This window comes from Streptomyces filipinensis (genome assembly GCF_014649495.1).
Lineage (GTDB): Bacteria > Actinomycetota > Actinomycetes > Streptomycetales > Streptomycetaceae > Streptomyces > Streptomyces filipinensis.
Map to the genome: position 1 here is coordinate 770,144 of NZ_BMTD01000001.1, position 17,523 is coordinate 787,666.

At 71.6% G+C, this 17,523-nt stretch carries 16 protein-coding genes and 1 tRNA gene; 10 read left to right on the plus strand and 7 right to left on the minus strand.

The genetic code is table 11. The annotated features are described in order from the left end of the window. The first annotated feature begins 41 nt into the window (after positions 1-41). Entirely contained in the window at positions 42-779 is a 738-nt protein-coding gene (locus tag IE244_RS03410) for a TerD family protein (RefSeq protein ID WP_191871408.1), read from the plus strand. A gap of 24 nt (positions 780-803) precedes the next feature. Here the strand turns inward: IE244_RS03410 and IE244_RS03415 are convergent, their stop codons facing one another. After that, entirely contained in the window at positions 804-1,583 is a 780-nt protein-coding gene (locus IE244_RS03415) for a TerD family protein (RefSeq protein ID WP_191871091.1), read from the minus strand. A 186-nt stretch (positions 1,584-1,769) separates the two neighbouring features. On the opposite strand from IE244_RS03415, the gene IE244_RS03420 reads away from it, so the two are divergent. The 3 genes from IE244_RS03420 to IE244_RS03430 are packed head-to-tail and all read left to right on the plus strand — an operon-like array spanning position 1,770 to position 6,273. Then, positions 1,770-2,936 (plus strand): HpcH/HpaI aldolase/citrate lyase family protein, encoded by a 1,167-nt coding sequence (locus IE244_RS03420; protein WP_031159238.1) that lies wholly within the window; start codon positions 1,770-1,772, stop codon positions 2,934-2,936. A 35-nt stretch (positions 2,937-2,971) separates the two neighbouring features. Then, the gene (locus IE244_RS03425; RefSeq protein WP_191871092.1) at positions 2,972-5,455 is read left to right on the plus strand and encodes a phosphoribosyltransferase; all 2,484 of its coding nucleotides are present in this window, start codon (positions 2,972-2,974) and stop codon (positions 5,453-5,455) included. Next, positions 5,455-6,273: an HAD family hydrolase gene (locus tag IE244_RS03430; protein WP_191871093.1), complete on the plus strand. Its 819-nt coding sequence runs from the start codon at positions 5,455-5,457 to the stop codon at positions 6,271-6,273. The genes IE244_RS03425 and IE244_RS03430 overlap by 1 nt, the downstream gene beginning before the upstream one ends. A 60-nt stretch (positions 6,274-6,333) precedes the next feature. Here IE244_RS03430 and IE244_RS03435 read toward each other — a convergent pair whose 3' ends face one another. Further along, entirely contained in the window at positions 6,334-6,540 is a 207-nt protein-coding gene (locus tag IE244_RS03435) for an FmdB family zinc ribbon protein (protein ID WP_191871094.1), read from the minus strand. Between the two features lie 293 nt (positions 6,541-6,833). Here IE244_RS03435 and IE244_RS03440 point away from each other — a divergent pair, with 293 nt between their 5' ends. The 3 genes from IE244_RS03440 to IE244_RS03450 all read left to right on the plus strand — a co-directional run bounded on the left by IE244_RS03440 (position 6,834) and on the right by IE244_RS03450 (position 11,557). Beyond that, on the plus strand, positions 6,834-8,924 hold the full coding sequence (locus IE244_RS03440; RefSeq protein ID WP_191871409.1) for a transglycosylase domain-containing protein: 2,091 nt from the start codon (positions 6,834-6,836) through the stop codon (positions 8,922-8,924). Between the two features lie 50 nt (positions 8,925-8,974). Further along, positions 8,975-10,270, plus strand: coding sequence for a polysaccharide deacetylase family protein (locus IE244_RS03445; protein WP_191871095.1), 1,296 nt, complete (start codon positions 8,975-8,977; stop codon positions 10,268-10,270). 174 nt (positions 10,271-10,444) lie between these two features. Further along, a complete protein-coding gene (locus IE244_RS03450; protein ID WP_229853958.1) occupies positions 10,445-11,557 on the plus strand; it encodes an amidase domain-containing protein in 1,113 nt (370 codons plus the stop codon). A 30-nt stretch (positions 11,558-11,587) separates the two neighbouring features. Here IE244_RS03450 and IE244_RS03455 read toward each other — a convergent pair whose 3' ends face one another. From IE244_RS03455 to IE244_RS03465, 3 genes are all read right to left on the minus strand, one after another. After that, positions 11,588-12,148, minus strand: coding sequence for a DUF4383 domain-containing protein (locus tag IE244_RS03455; protein WP_191871097.1), 561 nt, complete (start codon positions 12,146-12,148; stop codon positions 11,588-11,590). A 156-nt stretch (positions 12,149-12,304) separates the two neighbouring features. Continuing rightward, positions 12,305-13,693, minus strand: a complete 1,389-nt coding sequence (locus tag IE244_RS03460; protein ID WP_191871098.1) for a coiled-coil domain-containing protein — start codon at positions 13,691-13,693, stop codon at positions 12,305-12,307. Between the two features lie 94 nt (positions 13,694-13,787). Continuing rightward, the gene (locus IE244_RS03465) at positions 13,788-14,558 is read right to left on the minus strand and encodes a DUF4097 family beta strand repeat-containing protein (protein WP_191871099.1); all 771 of its coding nucleotides are present in this window, start codon (positions 14,556-14,558) and stop codon (positions 13,788-13,790) included. A gap of 226 nt (positions 14,559-14,784) precedes the next feature. On the opposite strand from IE244_RS03465, the gene IE244_RS03470 reads away from it, so the two are divergent. Beyond that, positions 14,785-14,859 (plus strand) — tRNA-Val (locus tag IE244_RS03470). Positions 14,860-14,895: 36 nt separating this feature from the next. Here the strand turns inward: IE244_RS03470 and IE244_RS03475 are convergent. Continuing rightward, on the minus strand, positions 14,896-15,237 hold the full coding sequence (locus IE244_RS03475) for a DUF8825 domain-containing protein (RefSeq protein WP_191871100.1): 342 nt from the start codon (positions 15,235-15,237) through the stop codon (positions 14,896-14,898). A gap of 62 nt (positions 15,238-15,299) precedes the next feature. Then, positions 15,300-16,208: a ketopantoate reductase family protein gene (locus IE244_RS03480; RefSeq protein WP_191871101.1), complete on the minus strand. Its 909-nt coding sequence runs from the start codon at positions 16,206-16,208 to the stop codon at positions 15,300-15,302. Positions 16,209-16,299: 91 nt separating this feature from the next. Here IE244_RS03480 and IE244_RS03485 point away from each other — a divergent pair, with 91 nt between their 5' ends. Together IE244_RS03485 and IE244_RS03490 are read left to right on the plus strand one after the other, a co-directional pair. Next, positions 16,300-16,536, plus strand: a complete 237-nt coding sequence (locus IE244_RS03485) for a DUF2277 domain-containing protein (protein WP_191871102.1) — start codon at positions 16,300-16,302, stop codon at positions 16,534-16,536. A gap of 338 nt (positions 16,537-16,874) precedes the next feature. Continuing rightward, complete coding sequence (locus IE244_RS03490) at positions 16,875-17,330, plus strand: DoxX family protein (RefSeq protein ID WP_191871103.1); 456 nt, start codon at positions 16,875-16,877, stop codon at positions 17,328-17,330. Positions 17,331-17,523: the final 193 nt, after the last annotated feature.

Below are 17,523 nucleotides of genomic sequence, written 5' to 3' on the forward strand. Positions count from 1 at the left end.
GCCGCCCCGACGGCGTTCACAAGAATGACCTGGGGGCGGGAATGGGTTTCTTCGACGGGCTGCGGGGCGCCAGCGCTGCCGACTTCGACTCGGGCAGCGCCTCGACCAACGCCATCGAACTCACCAGGCGGCACCAGGCGGTGTCCCTGACCAAGCAGGGCGCGGCCACCGGCCATCTGCGCGTCAACCTCACCTGGCGGATGCGCACCTCCGACTTCGACTCGGTCCAGCGCACCAGCCTCTTCAGGCATCCCTTCAAGGCCCTCAAGCCGCCGGAGGTCCTCGGGCACGGCCAGAGCATGGTCAACGTCGACCTCGACCTGGGCTGTCTGTACGAACTGGCCGACGGCACGAAGGGCGTCGTCCAGCCGCTCGGCGGTTACCTCGGCGACGTCAACGCCCCGCCGTACATCAAGCTCAGCGGAGACGACCGGTTCGGCTCGGCGTCCGGCGAGACGATGTACGTCAACCTCGACCACCGCGAGGCCATCAAACGCCTGCTGGTCTTCGTCTACATCTACGACCAGACCCCGGCCTTCGACCGCACCCACGCCATCGTCACGCTGTACCCCAGCAACGGCCCCCGTATCGAGATAGGCCTCGACGAACGCCACCCCCAGGCCCGCTCCTGCGCGGTCGTCATGATCGAGAACGTCAAGGGGGAACTGGTCGTCCGCCGCGAGGTGAAGTTCGTGTACGGGTTCCAGGGGGAACTGGACCGGCTGTACGGGTGGGGCCTGCAGTGGGGCAGGGGCTACAAGGCCAAGGCCGAGCGGTGAACGCCCCCGAGCCGGCGGGCGCACTCACCGCCCGATGAACTGGGGCCCCTGCGGCGGCAGCCGGAAGTCCGGATCCGCCGGTCCCACCGGCACGGGCACCGGCACAGACACGGACGCCGGCACGGGCTGGGGCTGCGGGTACCCGTACGCCGGCGGAGCGGACGTCGGCTGCGGATAGCCGTACGCGGGCGGCTGCTGCGGAACCGCGGACGTCGGCTGCTCCGGAGGCAGCGGCCGGGAAGCACCCGGCTCCTCCATCTCCGACTCGTCCACCGAGATGCCGAAGTCCGTCGCGAGCCCCTTCAGCCCGTTCGAGTAGCCCTCGCCGAGGGCGCGGAACTTCCAGCCCTCACCGCGCCGGTACAGCTCACCGCAGATCAGCGCCGTCTCCGCACCCGTCTCCGGCTTGATCTCGAACACGGCCAGCGGCTCGGCGTCCGCGACGGCGGCGTCGTACAGCAGGATGCACAGGGCCGGCACCCGGTCGAAGGTGACCCCGTCCGCGGACGCGACCAGCACGATCCGGCCGACCTCCGGCTCGACGCCGGGCAGATCCGTCTGGATCGTGTCGGTCAGTCCCTCGGTGATGCGCTTCTTGCCCAGCCGCCAGACCTTCCCCGAAGGGTGCCGGGGCTGGTTGTAGAAGACGAAGTCCTCGTCGGAGCGCACCCGGCCGTCGGGGCCCAGCAGCAGAGCCGAGGCGTCCACGTCGGGGACCCCCTGCCCGGGTGTCCAGCGCAGCACGGCGCGGACCGTGCCGGCTTCCAGCGGGACGTTCGACCCCTTCAGCATCGCGTGCGTCATGCGGTCATCCTGCCTTCTCGGTCCTGGCCACGACAATGCGGGGGGTGGCGTGCTGAGCGCCGCCGACACGGGCGGGTTACCGGAAATTCATGCCCGCAGGGAACCCCCGACATGGATCCCTACGTACTATTACCGGCCACCCTTTACCGACTACTTAGAATTGGCTCGCGCCCCCGAGGGAGTCATATGCGTCATTTCGGGCACCTCGCCCCCGAGGTGCGGCAACGCCTCTTCCACCGGGAGCCGTGCGCGTTCAGCGCCGACTCGCCGGCCCGGCTGCTCGCCGCCGCCCTCGGCGCCACCCTGTACAGCCCGGCCACCCGGCCGCGGCTCGCCGACGACATCGTCAAACAGGCCGGGAACGGCGTGGTCTCGATGGTGCTCTGCCTGGAGGACTCGATCGACGACGCGGACGTCGTGGCCGGCGAGGAGAACCTCGTCCGGCAGTTCGCCGACCTGGCCGCCCGGCCCGCGACCGAGCCGCCGCTGCTCTTCATCCGGGTCCGCACCCCGGAGCAGATCCCCGATCTCGCCCGGCGCCTCGGCGCGTCCGTGCGGCTGCTGTCCGGATTCGTGCTGCCCAAGTTCACCGAGGAACGCGGCATCCCCTTCCTGGAAGCCCTGACGGCCGCCGAGGCCGGGACCGGACGCCGGCTGTTCGCGATGCCCGTCCTGGAGTCCCCTGAGCTGCTCTACCGGGAGTCCCGCGTGGACACCCTGGAGGGCATCTTCCGCGCGGTCGACAAGTACCGTGACCGGGTGCTGGCCCTGCGCCTCGGCGTGACCGACTTCTGCTCCTCCTACGGCCTGCGCCGCGCCCCGGACATGACCGCCTACGACGTCCAGGTCGTCGCCTCCGTGATCTCCGACGTCGTGAACATGCTCGGCCGGGCCGACGGCACCGGATTCACCGTGACCGGGCCCGTGTGGGAGTACTTCCGGGTCTCCGAGCGCATGTTCAAGCCGCAGCTGAGGCAGAGCCCCTTCCTTGAGGTGCAGGCCGTCGAGCTGCGCGAGAGGCTGATCGAACACGCCATGGACGGACTGCTGCGGGAGATCTCCCTCGACCAGGCCAACGGCCTGCTCGGAAAGACCTGCATCCACCCCTCCCATGTGCTGCCCGTCCACGCGCTGTCCGTGGTCAGCCACGAGGAGTACAGCGACGCCCAGGACATCCTGCGGCCGGAACGCGGCGGTGGGGGTGTACTCCGCTCGGCCTACACGAACAAGATGAACGAGGTGAAGCCGCACCGCGCCTGGGCCGAGCGGACCCTGCTGCGCGCCGAGGCCTTCGGCGTGGCCCACGAGGACGTCGGCTTCGTCGAGCTGCTCGCCGCCGGGATACCCGGCTGACCAGGTTGATCTCTTCCATATCGTCCAAGGAACGCATGAAGAACGCAGTGAACGACGGGGTGTGGTCCGGCCGCTGGGTCGCCGAGCGGCTCGGGGTCGAACTCGTGGGGGACGACGGGCTCCCGGCCCTGCTCGGCCTCGCCCTGCGGCGCAATCCCAAGCGGGCCCACCTGCTGGTGTCCAACGTGCTCGGCAAGCACGTCCCGCAGTCGCCGACGGTGGTGTACGACTACGGCCACCGCCTGGGCCGGCGGGTCTCGGCGCTGCTCGGCGAGGCGGAGGCCGGTGAGGCCGTCGTCCTCGGGTACGCGGAGACCGCCACCGGGCTGGGCCACGCGGTGGCGGACGGTCTGGGTACGGCGCCGTATCTGCACTCGACGCGTCGGCCGGTTCCCGGGGTCGCCCGCGCGGGCGGCTTCGAGGAGTCGCATTCCCACGCCACGTCGCATCTGCTGCTGCCGGAGGATCCTTCGCTGCTGGCCGGGGACGGTCCGCTGGTCCTGGTCGACGACGAGTTCTCGACCGGGAACACCGTACTGAACACCATCCGTGACCTGCACGAACGGTATCCGCGCCGGCGGTATGTGGTGGTTGCGCTGGTCGACATGCGGTCGGCCGAGGACGTCGAGCGGATGGAACGGTTCGCCGGGGAGATCGGGGCGCGGATCGAGCTGATCGCCGCCGCGTCGGGGACCGTGCTGCTGCCGCCGGGTGTGCTGGACAAGGGGCAGGAGCTGGTGGCTCGCCATGAGCCCGCCGGGTGCGGGCCCGATGCGGTGGCCCGCCCCCGCGCGGCGGTAGCCGCACATCGGACAGCGCCCCGCGCCCCTTACGCGCGTCGCCTCGACCTGCACTGGCCGGCCGGCCTTCTCGACGGTGGTCGTCACGGCTTCACCCCCGCCCACCGCACCCGCCTCGAAGCCGCGCTGCCCACCATGGCCGCCCGAATACGCGACGCCCTGCCGCCCGGCGCCCGCCGTGTCCTCGTCCTCGGCTTCGAAGAGCTGATGTACGCCCCGCTGCGCCTCGCCCGTGAGCTGGAGCGGGCCACCGACGCCGAGGTGCGCTTCTCCACCACCACCCGCTCGCCCGTCCTCGCGCTGGACGACCCCGGCTACGCGATCCGCACCCGGCTCGTCTTCCCCGCCCACGACGACCCGGCCGACGGCCCCGGCGAGCGCTATGCCTACAACGTCGCCGGCGGCGGCTTCGACGCCGTCGTCGCCGTGGTCGACTCGGCCGCCGACACCCCCGCCCTGCATGCGCCCGACGGTCTGCTCGCGCAGCTCGCCGCGCACGTCCCGCACGTCCTGCTCGCGGTCGTGCCCTCGTACGTCCCGCACGCTCCCGAAAGGCCGGCCATGCTGCCCGAGCCCCTCCGCGGCCCCGCATTCTCGTCGTACGCGCCCGAGGAGGTCGGCTGGCTGCTGCAGGACCTCTCCGACGTCACCCTGGAGGCGCCGACCGAGGAGCGCGAGGAGGCCATCCAGAGCGGCGGCGCGCACTACGCCGAGTCACTGCCCGTGGAGTACCAGCCCAGCGAGCACTACCAGAAGCTCTTCCACAGCGCCCTCGACGCCTCCGCGGCCCGCCTCGCGCAGGCCGTCGGAGTGGTGACGGAGACGGTGATCACCGAGCGTTCCCCCCGCCCGGTGCTGGTGTCCCTGGCCCGCGCGGGCACCCCGGTCGGCATCCTCATGCGCCGCTGGGCCCGGTTCCGGCACGGCCTGGACCTCCCGCACTACGCCGTCTCCATCGTGCGCGGCCGGGGCATCGACGCCAACGCGCTGCGCTGGCTGGCCGCCCGTCACGACCCCCGGGACGTCGTGTTCGTCGACGGCTGGACCGGCAAGGGCGCCATCACCCGCGAACTCGCCCGCGCCGTCGAGGAGTTCGAGGCCAAGGAGGGCATCACCGGCTTCGACCCGGAGATCGCCGTACTCGCCGACCCGGGCTCCTGCGTGCGCACCTACGGCACCCGCGAGGACTTCCTCATCCCCTCCGCCTGCCTCAACTCCACCGTCTCCGGCCTGATCTCGCGTACGGTCCTGCGCGCCGACCTGGTCGGCCCGGACGACTTCCACGGCGCGAAGTTCTACCGCGACCTCGCCGGCGCCGACGTCTCGGTGGCCTTCCTCGACGCCGTCTCCGCCCGCTTCCCGGAGGTCGCCGACACCGTCGGCACCGCCGTCAAGGAGCTGCTCGCCGAGGACCGCACCCCGACCTGGGCCGGCTGGCGGGCCGTGGAGCGGATCAGCGAGGCGTACGGCATCCACGACGTGAACCTCGTCAAGCCTGGCGTCGGTGAGACCACCCGGGTGCTGCTGCGCCGGGTGCCGTGGAAGATCCTCGCCCGCGCCGGGGCCGGGGCCGACCTCGACCACGTCCGCCTGCTCGCCGGGCAGAGAGGCGTACCCGTCGAGGAGGTCGGCGAGCTGCCGTACACCTGCGTCGGGCTGATCCACCCCCAGTACACGCGGGGCGCCACGGGTGCCGACGGCAGGGCGGTGAACGTCTGATGCCGGTGCTGGTGGCGAGCGACCTCGACCGTACGCTGATCTACTCCTCGGCGGCCCTCGCGCTGACCATGCCGGACGCGCGGGCGCCCCGGCTGCTCTGCGTGGAGGTCCACGAGAGCAGGCCGCTGTCGTACCTGACCGAGACGGCGGCCCAGCTGCTGGCCGACCTCGGGGACACGGCCGTGTTCGTGCCGACCACGACCCGGACCCGCAAGCAGTACCAGCGGATCAACCTGCCCGGCCCGCCCCCGAAGTTCGCCATCTGCGCCAACGGCGGCCATCTGCTGGTCGACGGGGTGACGGACGCCGGCTGGCACGCGGGCGTGCAGGCGCGTCTCGCCGACGAGTGCGCACCGCTGGCGGAGATCACCGAGCACCTGCTGCGGGCGGCCGACCCCGTCTGGGTGCGCAAGCACCGGGTCGCCGAGGAGCTGTTCGCCTATCTCGTCGTCGAGCGCGAGCTGCTGCCCGAGGAGTGGGTGAAGGAGCTGGCGGTGTGGGCCGAGGAACGTGGCTGGACGGTCTCGCTCCAGGGCCGCAAGATCTACGCCGTCCCCAAGCCGCTCACCAAGAGCGCGGCGGTACGGGAGGTCGCCCGGCGCACCGGCGCGGACCTGACGCTGGCGGCCGGGGACTCCCTGCTGGACGCCGACCTCCTGCTGGCCGCCGACCGGGGCTGGCGCCCGGGCCACGGCGAACTGGCCGACACGGGCTGGACGGCCCCGGAGATCAGCGCGCTGCCGGAGCGGGGGGTGCTGGCGGGCGAGCGGATCCTGAGGGAGTTCCTGAGAACGACCCGCGCGGCGGCACCCCGCTAGGGACGCGGGAACCGCGCGGGCAACCGCGAAGCGCCCGCGGCGGACGACGCGCCCGTCCGCCTAGCCGCAGCAGCCCCCACCGCAGCAGCCGCCCCCGCCCCCCGCGGGGGCCTGCGCGGACCTGCCGCCCACGGCGACGGCCGACAGCAGCTTCACCGTGTCGTCGTGCCCGGCGGGGCACGACGCGGGGGCACTGGATTCCGCCATGGGGCGGCTCATTTCGAACGTGTCGCCGCAAATACGGCAACGGTACTCGTAGCGTGGCATGGGGCCAGGGTAGCTGCAGGGGCCCGGGGGCCGGTTTCTCAATGTTGCATGAGTGTTGCGAGAAACTCCGCCCCTTGAGCAGGGGATTCGAAAACTTCGTTGATAACTTGTGAATGCCGCTGCGAGGGTGCCCAGCTCACCGCGCGAGCAAGAACGAGTGCGGAGGGGAGACGCAGGTGACCGATGCGTCGCAGGGGGACGGCGCTCCCGAGGCGGGAGACCGTGGTGACGAGCCGCTCGACGCGGACCTGACCCTGCATCTGAGGGTGGGCGAGCTCAGGGCGGACGAGACCATGCAGCTGCGGGTGCCCGCGCCGCCGGAGCCACCCGCCGCCGAGGGCCGGGCCCAGCGCCGGCGCAGTGCGCGCCCCTCCGCGCGGGAACGCGCCGCGGCCGTGACCGGCCGGCTGCTCGGGCCACTGGCCCCGTACGCCCGCCGGTTCGCCCGCCGTGCGCGCCGTCTGAAGCCCTGCTATCCGCGCCCCGGCCGGGTGGGCTGGCGTCGCTGGATACCGTCCTGGCGCCAGTGGCTCGGCGCCACGGTGGGGTCGGTCGGTCTGCTGAGCCTCTTCCTGGTCGCCGCCTACGCGCTCACCGACATACCGAGCAACCTGAACACGTACGCCACCCAGCAGGACAACGTCTACTTCTGGTCGGACGGCACGCCGATGGCCCGCACGGGCTGGGTGCAGCGGCAGGCGATGCCGCTGAAGGACATACCCGAGGACGTCCGCTGGGCGGTGCTGGCGGCGGAGAACGAGAGCTTCTACTCGGACCCGGGCATATCCGTCAAAGGCCTCTCACGGGCGCTGTACCGCACCGTGGGCAAGGGGGACACCGAGGGCGGCTCCACCATCACCCAGCAGTACGTCAAGAACGTCTATCTCAACCAGAACCAGACGGTCAGCCGCAAGTTCACCGAGGCGATGATCGCCCTCAAGCTCGACAACAAGATGAGCAAGGACCAGATCCTGGAGGGCTACCTCAACACCAGCTGGTTCGGCCGCGGCAGCTACGGCATCCAGCGCGCCGCCCAGGCCTACTACGGCAAGGACGTCAGCAGGCTCAACGCCTCCGAGGCGGCCATGCTCGCCGGACTCCTCAAGGGCGCAGGACTGTACGACCCGACGCTCGGCAAGGCCAACCACAAGCGGGCCGTGGAACGCTGGAAGTGGATCCTGGACCGGATGGTCAAGATCCACCGGCTGTCACCGCAGGAGCGTGCCCGGTACCGGACCTTCCCCGAACCGCTGAAGAGCAACCCGCTGTACAACACCGGCGCGCAGAGCGACTACCTGGTGGAGCTGGCGTCGCAGTACGCCAAGAAGGCCGGGCATCTGACCGACAAGCAGTTCGACCTCGGTGGCTACCAGATCTACACGACCTTCGACCGCAAGCGGGAGCAGGCCCTGACCGACGCCGTCACCAAGGCCCGCAAGCAGGCGAAGCGGACCAACCCGGACGCGGCGAAGGACGGACACTACGGCGCCGCCTCGGTGGCCACCGACGGCCGGATCCTCGCGGTCTACGGCGGCCCCGACCACCGTACGCAGGGCTACAACGAGTCCAACGCGGCCACCGTCCAGGCGGGCACCGCGTTCCTGCCGTTCGTCTACGCCGCCGGGCTCGAACACGGCGCCCACAGGACACGCAGCGGGCCGGCCACCCCCGTCACCCCGGACACCGTCTACGACGGCGACGACGACATCCCCGTCACGACCCCCGAGGGCCCGTACTGGGACCGCAGCGGCAAGAAGGTCACCTCCCGCAACGACGGCGGGAAGTCCTACGGCCAGATCACCCTGCGCCAGGCGCTCGCCCAGTCGGTCAACACGCCCTTCATGCAGCTCGGCATGGACACCGGCCTGGAGAACGTGCGCCAGACCGCCGAGGCGTCCGGGCTGCTGTCCGACAGCATCGGCCCCCAGGTGCCCGCCCTGTCGCTCGGCAACTCCACGCCCAGCGCCATCCGCATGGCGAGCGGATACGCCACGTTCGCCGCCGACGGCACGCACACCGAGCCGTACTCGGTGCGCCGGATCACCCGCAACGGCGCCCCGGTCGCCCTCAACACCCCGCGCCCCCGGCGTGCGGTCGGCGCCCAGGTGGCCCGGGAGGTCGAGGAGGCGCTCGCCGACTCCTTCCGGGCCGCCCACCCGGCCACGGCCGCGGGCGGGCCGGGGACGGCCGGGAAAGCCGGTACCGCCGACAAGGACACCGCCGCCTGGTACGCCGGCACGGCCGACTCCGTGTCGACGGCGGTCGTCGTCTACCGCATGGACCTGGCGAAGTCCCTGCAGCCGCTGCCCCTGAAGGGCCTGGCGGGCACACCGGCGGACGACGTCCCGTACGCCCTCTGGTCGGCCGCCATGGGTCTCGGCTGACTCCGGACCCGACAGACCCCCACCCGCCCCTTTCGGAGATTGAGCCGCGCATGTCTCGCAAGAAGTCGCCGACAGGCCGGCGTCGAGCCCCCGGCCGTCGCCTGGCCCCCGCCGCCACCCGCCCGCAGGTCCTGACGCTCGCCGCCCTCCTCGTCGTGGCCTCCCTGGTGGCCGGCTTCCTGGCGCTGACCCGGCCGGACCACACCGAGCCGACCGCCTCGGAGGGCAAGAAGGCCAAGGTGGCCGCCCCGAAGCCCAGCCCGACGCCCACGTGGGACGGCAAGACCCACGTCCTCGGCGACGGCTCGACCTCCTACACCGGACCACAGCAGGGGCAGTTGAAGCCGGTGCCGCTCAAGCCCGGTGAGAAGCCGCCCCAGTTCGTCGTCTTCTCCTGGGACGGCGCCCTGGAGGGCGACGACCACCTCTTCTCCCACTACCGGGAGATGGCCAAGCAGTACGACGCCCACATGACCTTCTTCCTCACCGGCATCTACCTGCTGCCCAAGAGCAAGAAGTCCCTCTACCACGGCCCGATGCACGCGCCCGGCGACGCCGCCATCGACTACGCCACCGACGCGCACATCCGCACCACCCTGGAGCAGCTCCGCCTGGCCTACCAGCAGGGCGACGAGATCGGCACCCACTTCAACGGCCACTTCTGCGGCAAGAAGGGCGGCAGCGACTGGTCCGTCGCCCAGTGGAAGAGCGAGATCGACCAGTTCTTCCGGTTCGTGGAGAACTGGAAGACCAACACCGGCTACAAGGACATCCCCGCGCTGCCGTTCGACTTCAAGAAGGAGGTCACCGGCGGCCGCGCGCCCTGCCTGGAGGGCCAGCCCAACCTGCTGAAGGCCATCAAGGGCTACGGCTGGCGCTACGACGCCAGCTCCCCGGGCGACTTCCAGATATGGCCCAGGAAGAAGAACGGCATCTGGGACTTCCCGCTGGAGATGCTCCCGTACGAGAACGGCAAGTTCCAGGGCCTGTCGATGGACTTCAACTTCCTCTACAACCAGTCCGAAGGCGAGACGAACGGCGACCCGTCGAAGTACCCCCAGTGGCAGCAGATGACCGTCGACTCCTACATGGCCGGTTTCAACCGCGTCTACTACGGCAGCCGGGCCCCGCTGTTCATCGGCAACCACTTCGAGGACTGGAACGGCGGCACGTACATGAAGGCCATCGACCAGATCATCCCGAAGATCTGCACCAAAAAGGGTGTCAAGTGCGTTTCCTTCAAGGAGCTGTCCGACTGGCTCGACGTACAAAAGCCGCAGACCCTCGCCGCGTTGCGCGGCCTGGATCCCGCCCAGACGCCGGACTGGTCCCGGGTCGTCAAGTGACCTGCGCCCAGCGCCGGTTCCACTTGTGTAACCCCCTTCACATCCACCACATGATGCATGCAAAGATGCTCCATCCCGGTAGGTCTACCGGCGTAAAGGGGAACATCATTGAAATCAAGAAGACTGAGCCGTAAGCGGCGCCGCGCCACCATAGTCACGGCTGCGGCCGCCTCGGTGGTCGCCGGCGTGGCCCTGGTGCCCAACTGGAGCGCGGGGGCGGCTGTCACCAACGACCCGACGGTGGACGCGGCGACCAAGGCGACCTTCCAGCGGCTGGCCGACGCGGTCTTCACCGACCGCACCGAGGCCCTGGTGGACGGGGCCGGCAGCGCCCGGACGCGGCACGCGTCCGGCTTCTCCGGGTCCGTCCGCCTGTCCGGCGGGCAGAACCGCGAGCAGAGTTCCGCCCTGGGCGAGCTGCGCGCACGCAGGACCCGCCTCGCCAAGCTGGGCGAGAAGTACAGCGCGGGCAGCACGAAGGTCACGCTCGACGCCACCCAGGTCAACGGCCGGCGTGCCAAGGTGGCCGTCACCGAGACCACCACGCTGAGCTACAAGAAGCCCGCGGCGGGCAGCCCGAAGACCACGGGATTCCAGGCCCACCACGAGCTGACCTTCAGGGCCGACCGCGACGGGGACTGGCAGCTGACCGGCATCCGCGACACGGACGACGGCTACCTCGCCGTGAACCAGGTCGCCACGCCGTCCGTCGCCAAGGTGAGCACGACCGCCGACGACGGCCCGCCGGACGCGCCCCGCGCGGCCACCAGCTGGCCCGCCCCGGCCAACCGGAAGAACCTCACCACCGGCACGTACGACTACAAGGCCATGGTCGCGTACGCGGCGAAGTACTGGTCCCACTACAACCCGGCCTACCCGGACTTCAACGGCGAGGCCGACGGCGGTGACTGCACCAACTTCGTCAGCCAGTCCCTGAAGGCGGGCGGCTGGAAGCACGTTCCCGGCTACACGAACGACTTCCACAAGTGGTTCGGCACGGCCGACATCCAGTCGGACTCGTTCATCGGCGTCAACGAGTTCTCCTGGTTCGCCCTGTCCTCCAAGCGCGTCACCCCGCTGGCCAACGTCTACCAGGCGGACCTCGGTGACGTGATCCAGATGGACTTCAACCGGGACGGGTCCAAGGACCACTCGATGATCGTCACCTACCGCGACCGCTACGGCGTGCCGTATGTGACGTACCACTCCACCAACACCTACAACAGGTCGGTGGCCAGCCTGGTCGCGTCGTACCCGAACGCGTTCTACTACGCCTACCGCACCTGATCCGGTCCGGTGGGGCCGGCGCGGGACGGCTCAGTCCGTCCCGCGCTCGTCCTTCGCCCCGGGCAGCATGGTTCCCGGCGGCTCGGCGGCCGGGTCGGGGTGCCGGGCCCGCCAGTACGGGTTGTCGTGCGGCAGGGTCGAGCCGACTCTGCCGTACATGCCGAAGGTCATCAGCAGCAGGCCCACGATGAAGCTGAAGAACACGTTCTGGATCCTGAATGCCAGGAAGTTGTAGCTGCTGTCCAGCAGGCCGAGGGTCAGGAACCCGGCCAGCAGGAACAGCACCCCGAACACCATGTTCAGCGTGGACGCCACGTTCCCGCCGATCACCATGCCGGCGAGCAGGATCGCTCCGACGACGATGGACAGGACACTCAGCGTCCCGTTGGTGTTCAGCCCGGCGACCGAGTTGCCGCCGGTGTCGAAGAAGCCGATGTGGTTGATCAGACCCAGGATGCCGAAGGCGACGAGGAACGCGCCGATCACCCCCGCGCCGATCCGGTAGACGGTGTTCAACCGGTGATCGACGGGCAGGTGCTTGTCGAACTCCGTCCGCCGCCGCGACTTCGTGTGCACAGCGTGTGTGGCCATGTCCGCCTCCCTCGGGCGCTAGCGGAGGCCATCCGTCCATCCAATATCCGCCCGGCCCGCGGCGCCCTGCAACCGACGGGAGGGCGGCGTGCTCCGAACGGGGCGCGGGGGAGCGCGCGACAGGCAGCAAACCCACCCCGCGCCTCTGCGGCCGGCTCAGTGCCCCCCGCGCTCGTCGCGGATCTGGGCCACCACCCGCGCCGCCGCCTGCCGGACGGCGTCCGTCTCGGTCAGGAAGTGCCAGTAGTCGGGGTGCCGCCCCTCCAGCGTGCCGATCGCCCGCTCCAGCCGCGCCACCGCCTCGTCCAGCGGCGCCGCATGCCGCGGATCCGGGGTCGTACGGCCGGTCATCGCCAGCCGCTGGGCGTCCCGGATCGCGAACCGCGTGCGCTCGATCTCGGCCTGCGGATCCTTCTGCACCGCGTTCAGCCGTGCAAGCCGGTCCCCGGCGGCCGACACGGCCTCGTCGGTGGCGTTCAGCAGGGCCCGTACCGTCGACAGCAGCGAGGTGGCGTCCGGCCAGTGCTGGGCGTCCCGCGCCGCCTGCGCCTCGCCGAGCCTCAGCTCGGCCCGCTGTACGTTCTCCGCGGCCTGCTCGGGCACCTGCTGCAGGTCCTGCCAGCAGGCGGCCGCGAACCGGCGCCGCAGCTCGCTCAGCACCGGGTCCACCTGCCCGGCCCGGGTGGTCAGCGCCTGGGCCCGGGTACGCAGGCTGACCAGCCGGTGATCGATCTCGGCGGCCTTCTCCGGCAGTCGCTCGGCCTCGGCCCGGATCGCCCCGGCCTCCCGCTGCACCCGCTCGGCGCGCTCCAGCGTCTGCTCCACCCCGTGCTGCCCGGCGCCCTGGTTCAGCCTGGTCAGCTCGGGGGAGAGGGCGGCCAGCCGCGCGGCGAGGTCATCGGCCCGCAGCCCCTGCTCCCGTACGGCGTCCAGGGCGTTGCTCGCGCCCAGCAGCGCCTGCCGGGCCCGCTCCACGGCGGGCGCCAGCCGGGCCAGCTGGGTCTCGGCCTTGCCGAGGAGCGGCCCGAGCGATGCGCCGAACCGGTCCAGCTCCTGCTTGACCCGGACCAGCTCGTCCTTGGCGGAGGCCAGCTCCGAGCGTGCCCGGGACGCGGTCGAGGCCTCCAGGTCGTCCCGGTCGAGATCGTGGGCGTCGACGGCCTGGATGTACCGCTGGCTGACCTCGTCGATCCGCTGCCCGAGCGACGCGAAGTCGGTGACGGCACGCTGGGCGGCGGGGGAGTCGTCCACGGCCGTGATCGTCTCTATGGAGATCCTCAGGTCCCGCTGGGCGGTGTCCAGTTCGTAGAACGCGGCCGCCGCGGCGTCCTTCGCGGCCTGTGCCTCGGCCCGCTGGCTCTCCGCCCGGCCGCCGAACCAGCGCCGGGTGCCGCCGCCGGCGAACGCGGCGGGCAGGACGAGCGCGGCCAGCACCGGCAGGCTCAGCAGAGTGAAGGTGTCGCGCAGAGCCGTGGACCCGGACCGGATCCGAAGGGCCGACGGCGGGTACGACCGCGTCGCTGGCGTGCCCGGTGTCGCCGTCACATCCCTCTCCCGTGCCCTGGTCCGCCGTGGGTGGTGTCATTCTCCCACCCGTAGGAGACGAAGACACGGGCCGGTCAGTTCGCGATTCGCACCGTCATTTCGCGGTGCGTACCGTGACCTTTCCGTCCGTCGAGTGGGCCGACACCCGGTGCGGGCTGCGGTCGTCGCGGGGCACGGACACCGACACCGCGCCGTCGTCGGAACCGGCCGACACACGGTAGGCGCCCTGGGGGAGGCCGACCGTGACGGCGCCGTCGCTGCTGGAGGCGTCCACCCGGTCGGGCACGCCGGACAGCCGCACGTCCACGGAGCCGTCGCTGGATTCCGCCTTCACCCGGCGCGAGGAGACGTCGGCGCGCACCGAGCCGTCGTCCGACGTCAGGTCGAGCGGCCCGCTGGAGTCGGTGACCCGGACGGCGCCGTCGGCGGTGTCGACGCTGAGCGGATCCCTGAACCCGTGCGCGCGCACGCTGCCGTCGCCGTTGTCGACCTTCACGCTGATCCCGCGCGGCACCTCGACGCGGTGCCGGGCCGAGCAGTCGGCGATGAACCCCGAGCAGTGCACGCGCAGCACCAGCCGGTCGCCGCGGAAGGACCAGCGCACCGTCGGATCGTGGCCGACGACGACGGACCCCTGGAACCACCGGGTCACGTCGACGGTGCCGGCCTTGGCGGAGTCCGTGGCGACGACCTCCAGCGCGGAGTTGTCGGAGTCGATGGTGAGGGTGCGGCCGTGCAGGGCGAAGGACCGGTGCTCGGGGTGCTCGTCGTCGGCGGCGGAGGCGCCGCAGGCGGTGATCCCCGCGACGAGCACGCCGGTGACCACCGCCATGGCGGCGGCGCGGAAAGGAACGGAACGGGCCATACGACATCTCCCCCTGCACCGGCCCGTCGGAGTGCGAGGGCCGGACCGACTCGGTCTCCGCCGACCCTAGGTGATCATCATCGGCGCCCCGATCCGGCAGCCTCCCGGAGCCGGGGTGGGGTTAACCCCCGTACGGACCCCGCCTGGCCCGGCGTTACGGGTTTGCCGTGCACCGGTCCGGGCAAGGTAGGCTGTCGACTCGTCCTGGGCGCACAGCCCGGATACCGGGTGCGTAGCTCAGGGGTAGAGCGCCTGCCTTACAAGCAGGATGTCGGCGGTTCGAAACCGTCCGCGCCCACCACCGGGAAAGCCCCCGGCCGTATGGCCGGGGGCTTTGTCATTCCTCTCCGCCCGGTTGTTCAAGGGCGTGCTTCAGCTGGGTGCGGGCGTCCACCCGGTCCGCCGCCGCGACCTCGGCCCAGAAACGGTGCGTGCTGACGAACACCGCGAGTTCGTGCTCGCGGCGGCGCAGCTTCTCCACCTCGGCCTGCTCGTCCGCCGTCCAGCCCGGGGAGGCGGGCCGCTCCACCTTGCGCCAGCCGTTGTCGTCACTGAAGCCGTCCATCGGCTCGACCGACCACGGCAGGCGCTTGAGCAGGGCAGACAGCTCGGCCCGGACCTGATGCAGCTCCTCCTGACCGGCGAGGAGGTCACTGGGGAATTCATAGGTCGCAGCCACACGGCAATGCTACGCCTGTTCGATTTTGGGTGGCGAGTTCGTTCCTGGGATTCAGGGGAGGATCAGCCGAACGGGTGACCGGCCGCCCGCAGCTCGTCGAGGAGCCGGGCCGTCACCGGCACCGGCACCCCGTGCCGGCCGGCCGCACGCAGCAGCGCCCCGCCGATCGCGTCGAGTTCGAGTGGCCGGCCGGCCTCGGCGTCGCGCTGCATGGACGACCTGGCGCCGGGCGGGAAGGCGTCGTAGCGGGCCAGGGCCTGGGCCGCCTCGGCGGGGGCGCCGCAGGCCCGGCTGACCGCGGTGGTCTCCGCGACCAGGGACTCCAGCTCCTCGCGGTGCCGGGTGCGGGCCTCGCCGAGCGGGAGGCCGTACCGGGTGGTGAGCAGCGCGAAGGGGGCGAGGAAGGCCATCTTGGCCCACAGGGCCGCCGTCTCGTCCTCGGCCACGCGCGCGGTCGCCCCGGCGGCGGTGAGATCGGCGGCGAGGGCGTCCAGGCGGGCCCGGGGCACCTCGTCCCCGGCGAGGTCGATCTCCGTGAACGGGCTGCCGTGTTCGATCACGCCCGGGGCGACCCGGGTGGACTCCACCCGGATCACCGCCGGGGCGACCCGGTCCGGGCGGTAGCGGGCGCGCAGCCGGGCGGGGTGCTCGACGCCGTTCAGCAGCGGTACGACGAGGGCGTCGCCCAGGGCGGCGGCCGGCACCCGGCTGAGGGCGGCGTCGAGCGCGGTGTGCTTGACGGCGACCAGGCAGGCGTCCACCGGTTCGCGCAGCGCGGTGTCCGCCTCGACGGCGGCGGTGAACTCGCCGAACTGCGGGCTGCGGACCGTGATTCCGGTGGCGCGCAGGGCGTCGGCCGTACGCTCCTGGGCCAGGCAGACGACGCGGTGGCCGGAGCGGGAGAGCAGGGCCGCGAGCAGGCCGCCGGTGCCGCCGGGGCCGAGGACGGCCACGGTGCTCTTGATGGTCATGAGGAGGTTCCTCTCGTCGGTCGGCCCCGGGGTCGGTGGCCGCCTCCCCGTGATCATCGCACCGGGGCGCGGGCGGCGTGAGACTGGGGACATGTGCCGGAGTATCAAGACGCTGCGTCCGCCCGTCCTGCCCGACGAGGCCACGGACGACGACATCCACGCCGCCGCCCTGCAGTACGTGCGGAAGGTCTCGGGTTTCCGGGCTCCCGCCGCGCACAACCGCGAGGTCTTCGACCGCGCCGTGGCCGCGGTGGCCGAGGCCACGGCCGAGCTGCTCGGGGGGCTGGAGGTACGGGGGCGGTCCGCCAGACCCGCGGGGCCGGCGTGAGCTGAGCCGGTCGCCTGACTGGCTGTCAAGTAGTTTTCCACTCAAGTGCGCCACTCTTCGCGTTGCCCACGGAGGGGTGCGACGGGTGACCTGGCAGGCGCGGCTGGGTGTGGATTCGGTCACGTACGAGGACGCCGGCGCGGTGGCGCGGGCTGCCTGGGTGCGGCCTTTCCCGGGGGAGGGCCGTCGGCGCGGCCGAACCCATGGCCAAATGTTGAACTTGCAAGCACTGATTAGGTAGCCCTAACCTGGGGCTCCATTCGGTACCGCCGCCCCCATGACCGGCCATCCACACGTCCCCGGCCGGCCCGACCGACACCGAAGAGGAGATCCCCCTCATGACCGCACGACTCAACTCCGCTCAGCCCTACGTCCTCGGGCTCTTCCGCATCGTCATAGGCCTGCTGTTCGCGGCGCACGGCGCCGCCTCGCTCTTCGGCGTCCTCGGCGGCGCGATGGGCACCCAGGGCGGCACGATCCCGTCCGGCACCTGGCCCGGCTGGTACGCGGCCGTGATCCAGCTGGTCGCCGGCGCCCTGGTGCTCCTCGGCCTCGGTACCCGCGGGGCCGCGCTGATCGCCTCGGGCTCGATGGCGTACGCCTACTTCAACGTCCACCAGCAGGCCGCGCTGTGGCCCATCCAGAACGGCGGCGAGCTGTCGGTCCTGTTCTGCTGGGCGTTCCTGATGCTGGTCTTCACCGGCTCCGGCGCCTTCGGCCTGGACCAGATCCTCGTCCGCCGCACGGCCGAGGGCGGCCGGGCCGCCGCCGAGCAGACCCCGATAGCGGCCTGACCCGCGCGGGCGCCCTCGCCGCCACGAGGCACGCGCACCGGCGCCCTTCCCCGCCACGAGGGGCAAGGGCGCCGCTTCGCGTAACGCCCGGTGCGGTGGGGTGAGCGGCGAGGCGGGGTGCCCGGCACGGCCGGGTGGTGCCGGGCTCGCCGGGGGTCGCGCACCGACGCCTGGAAAGCCCCGGGATAGCCGC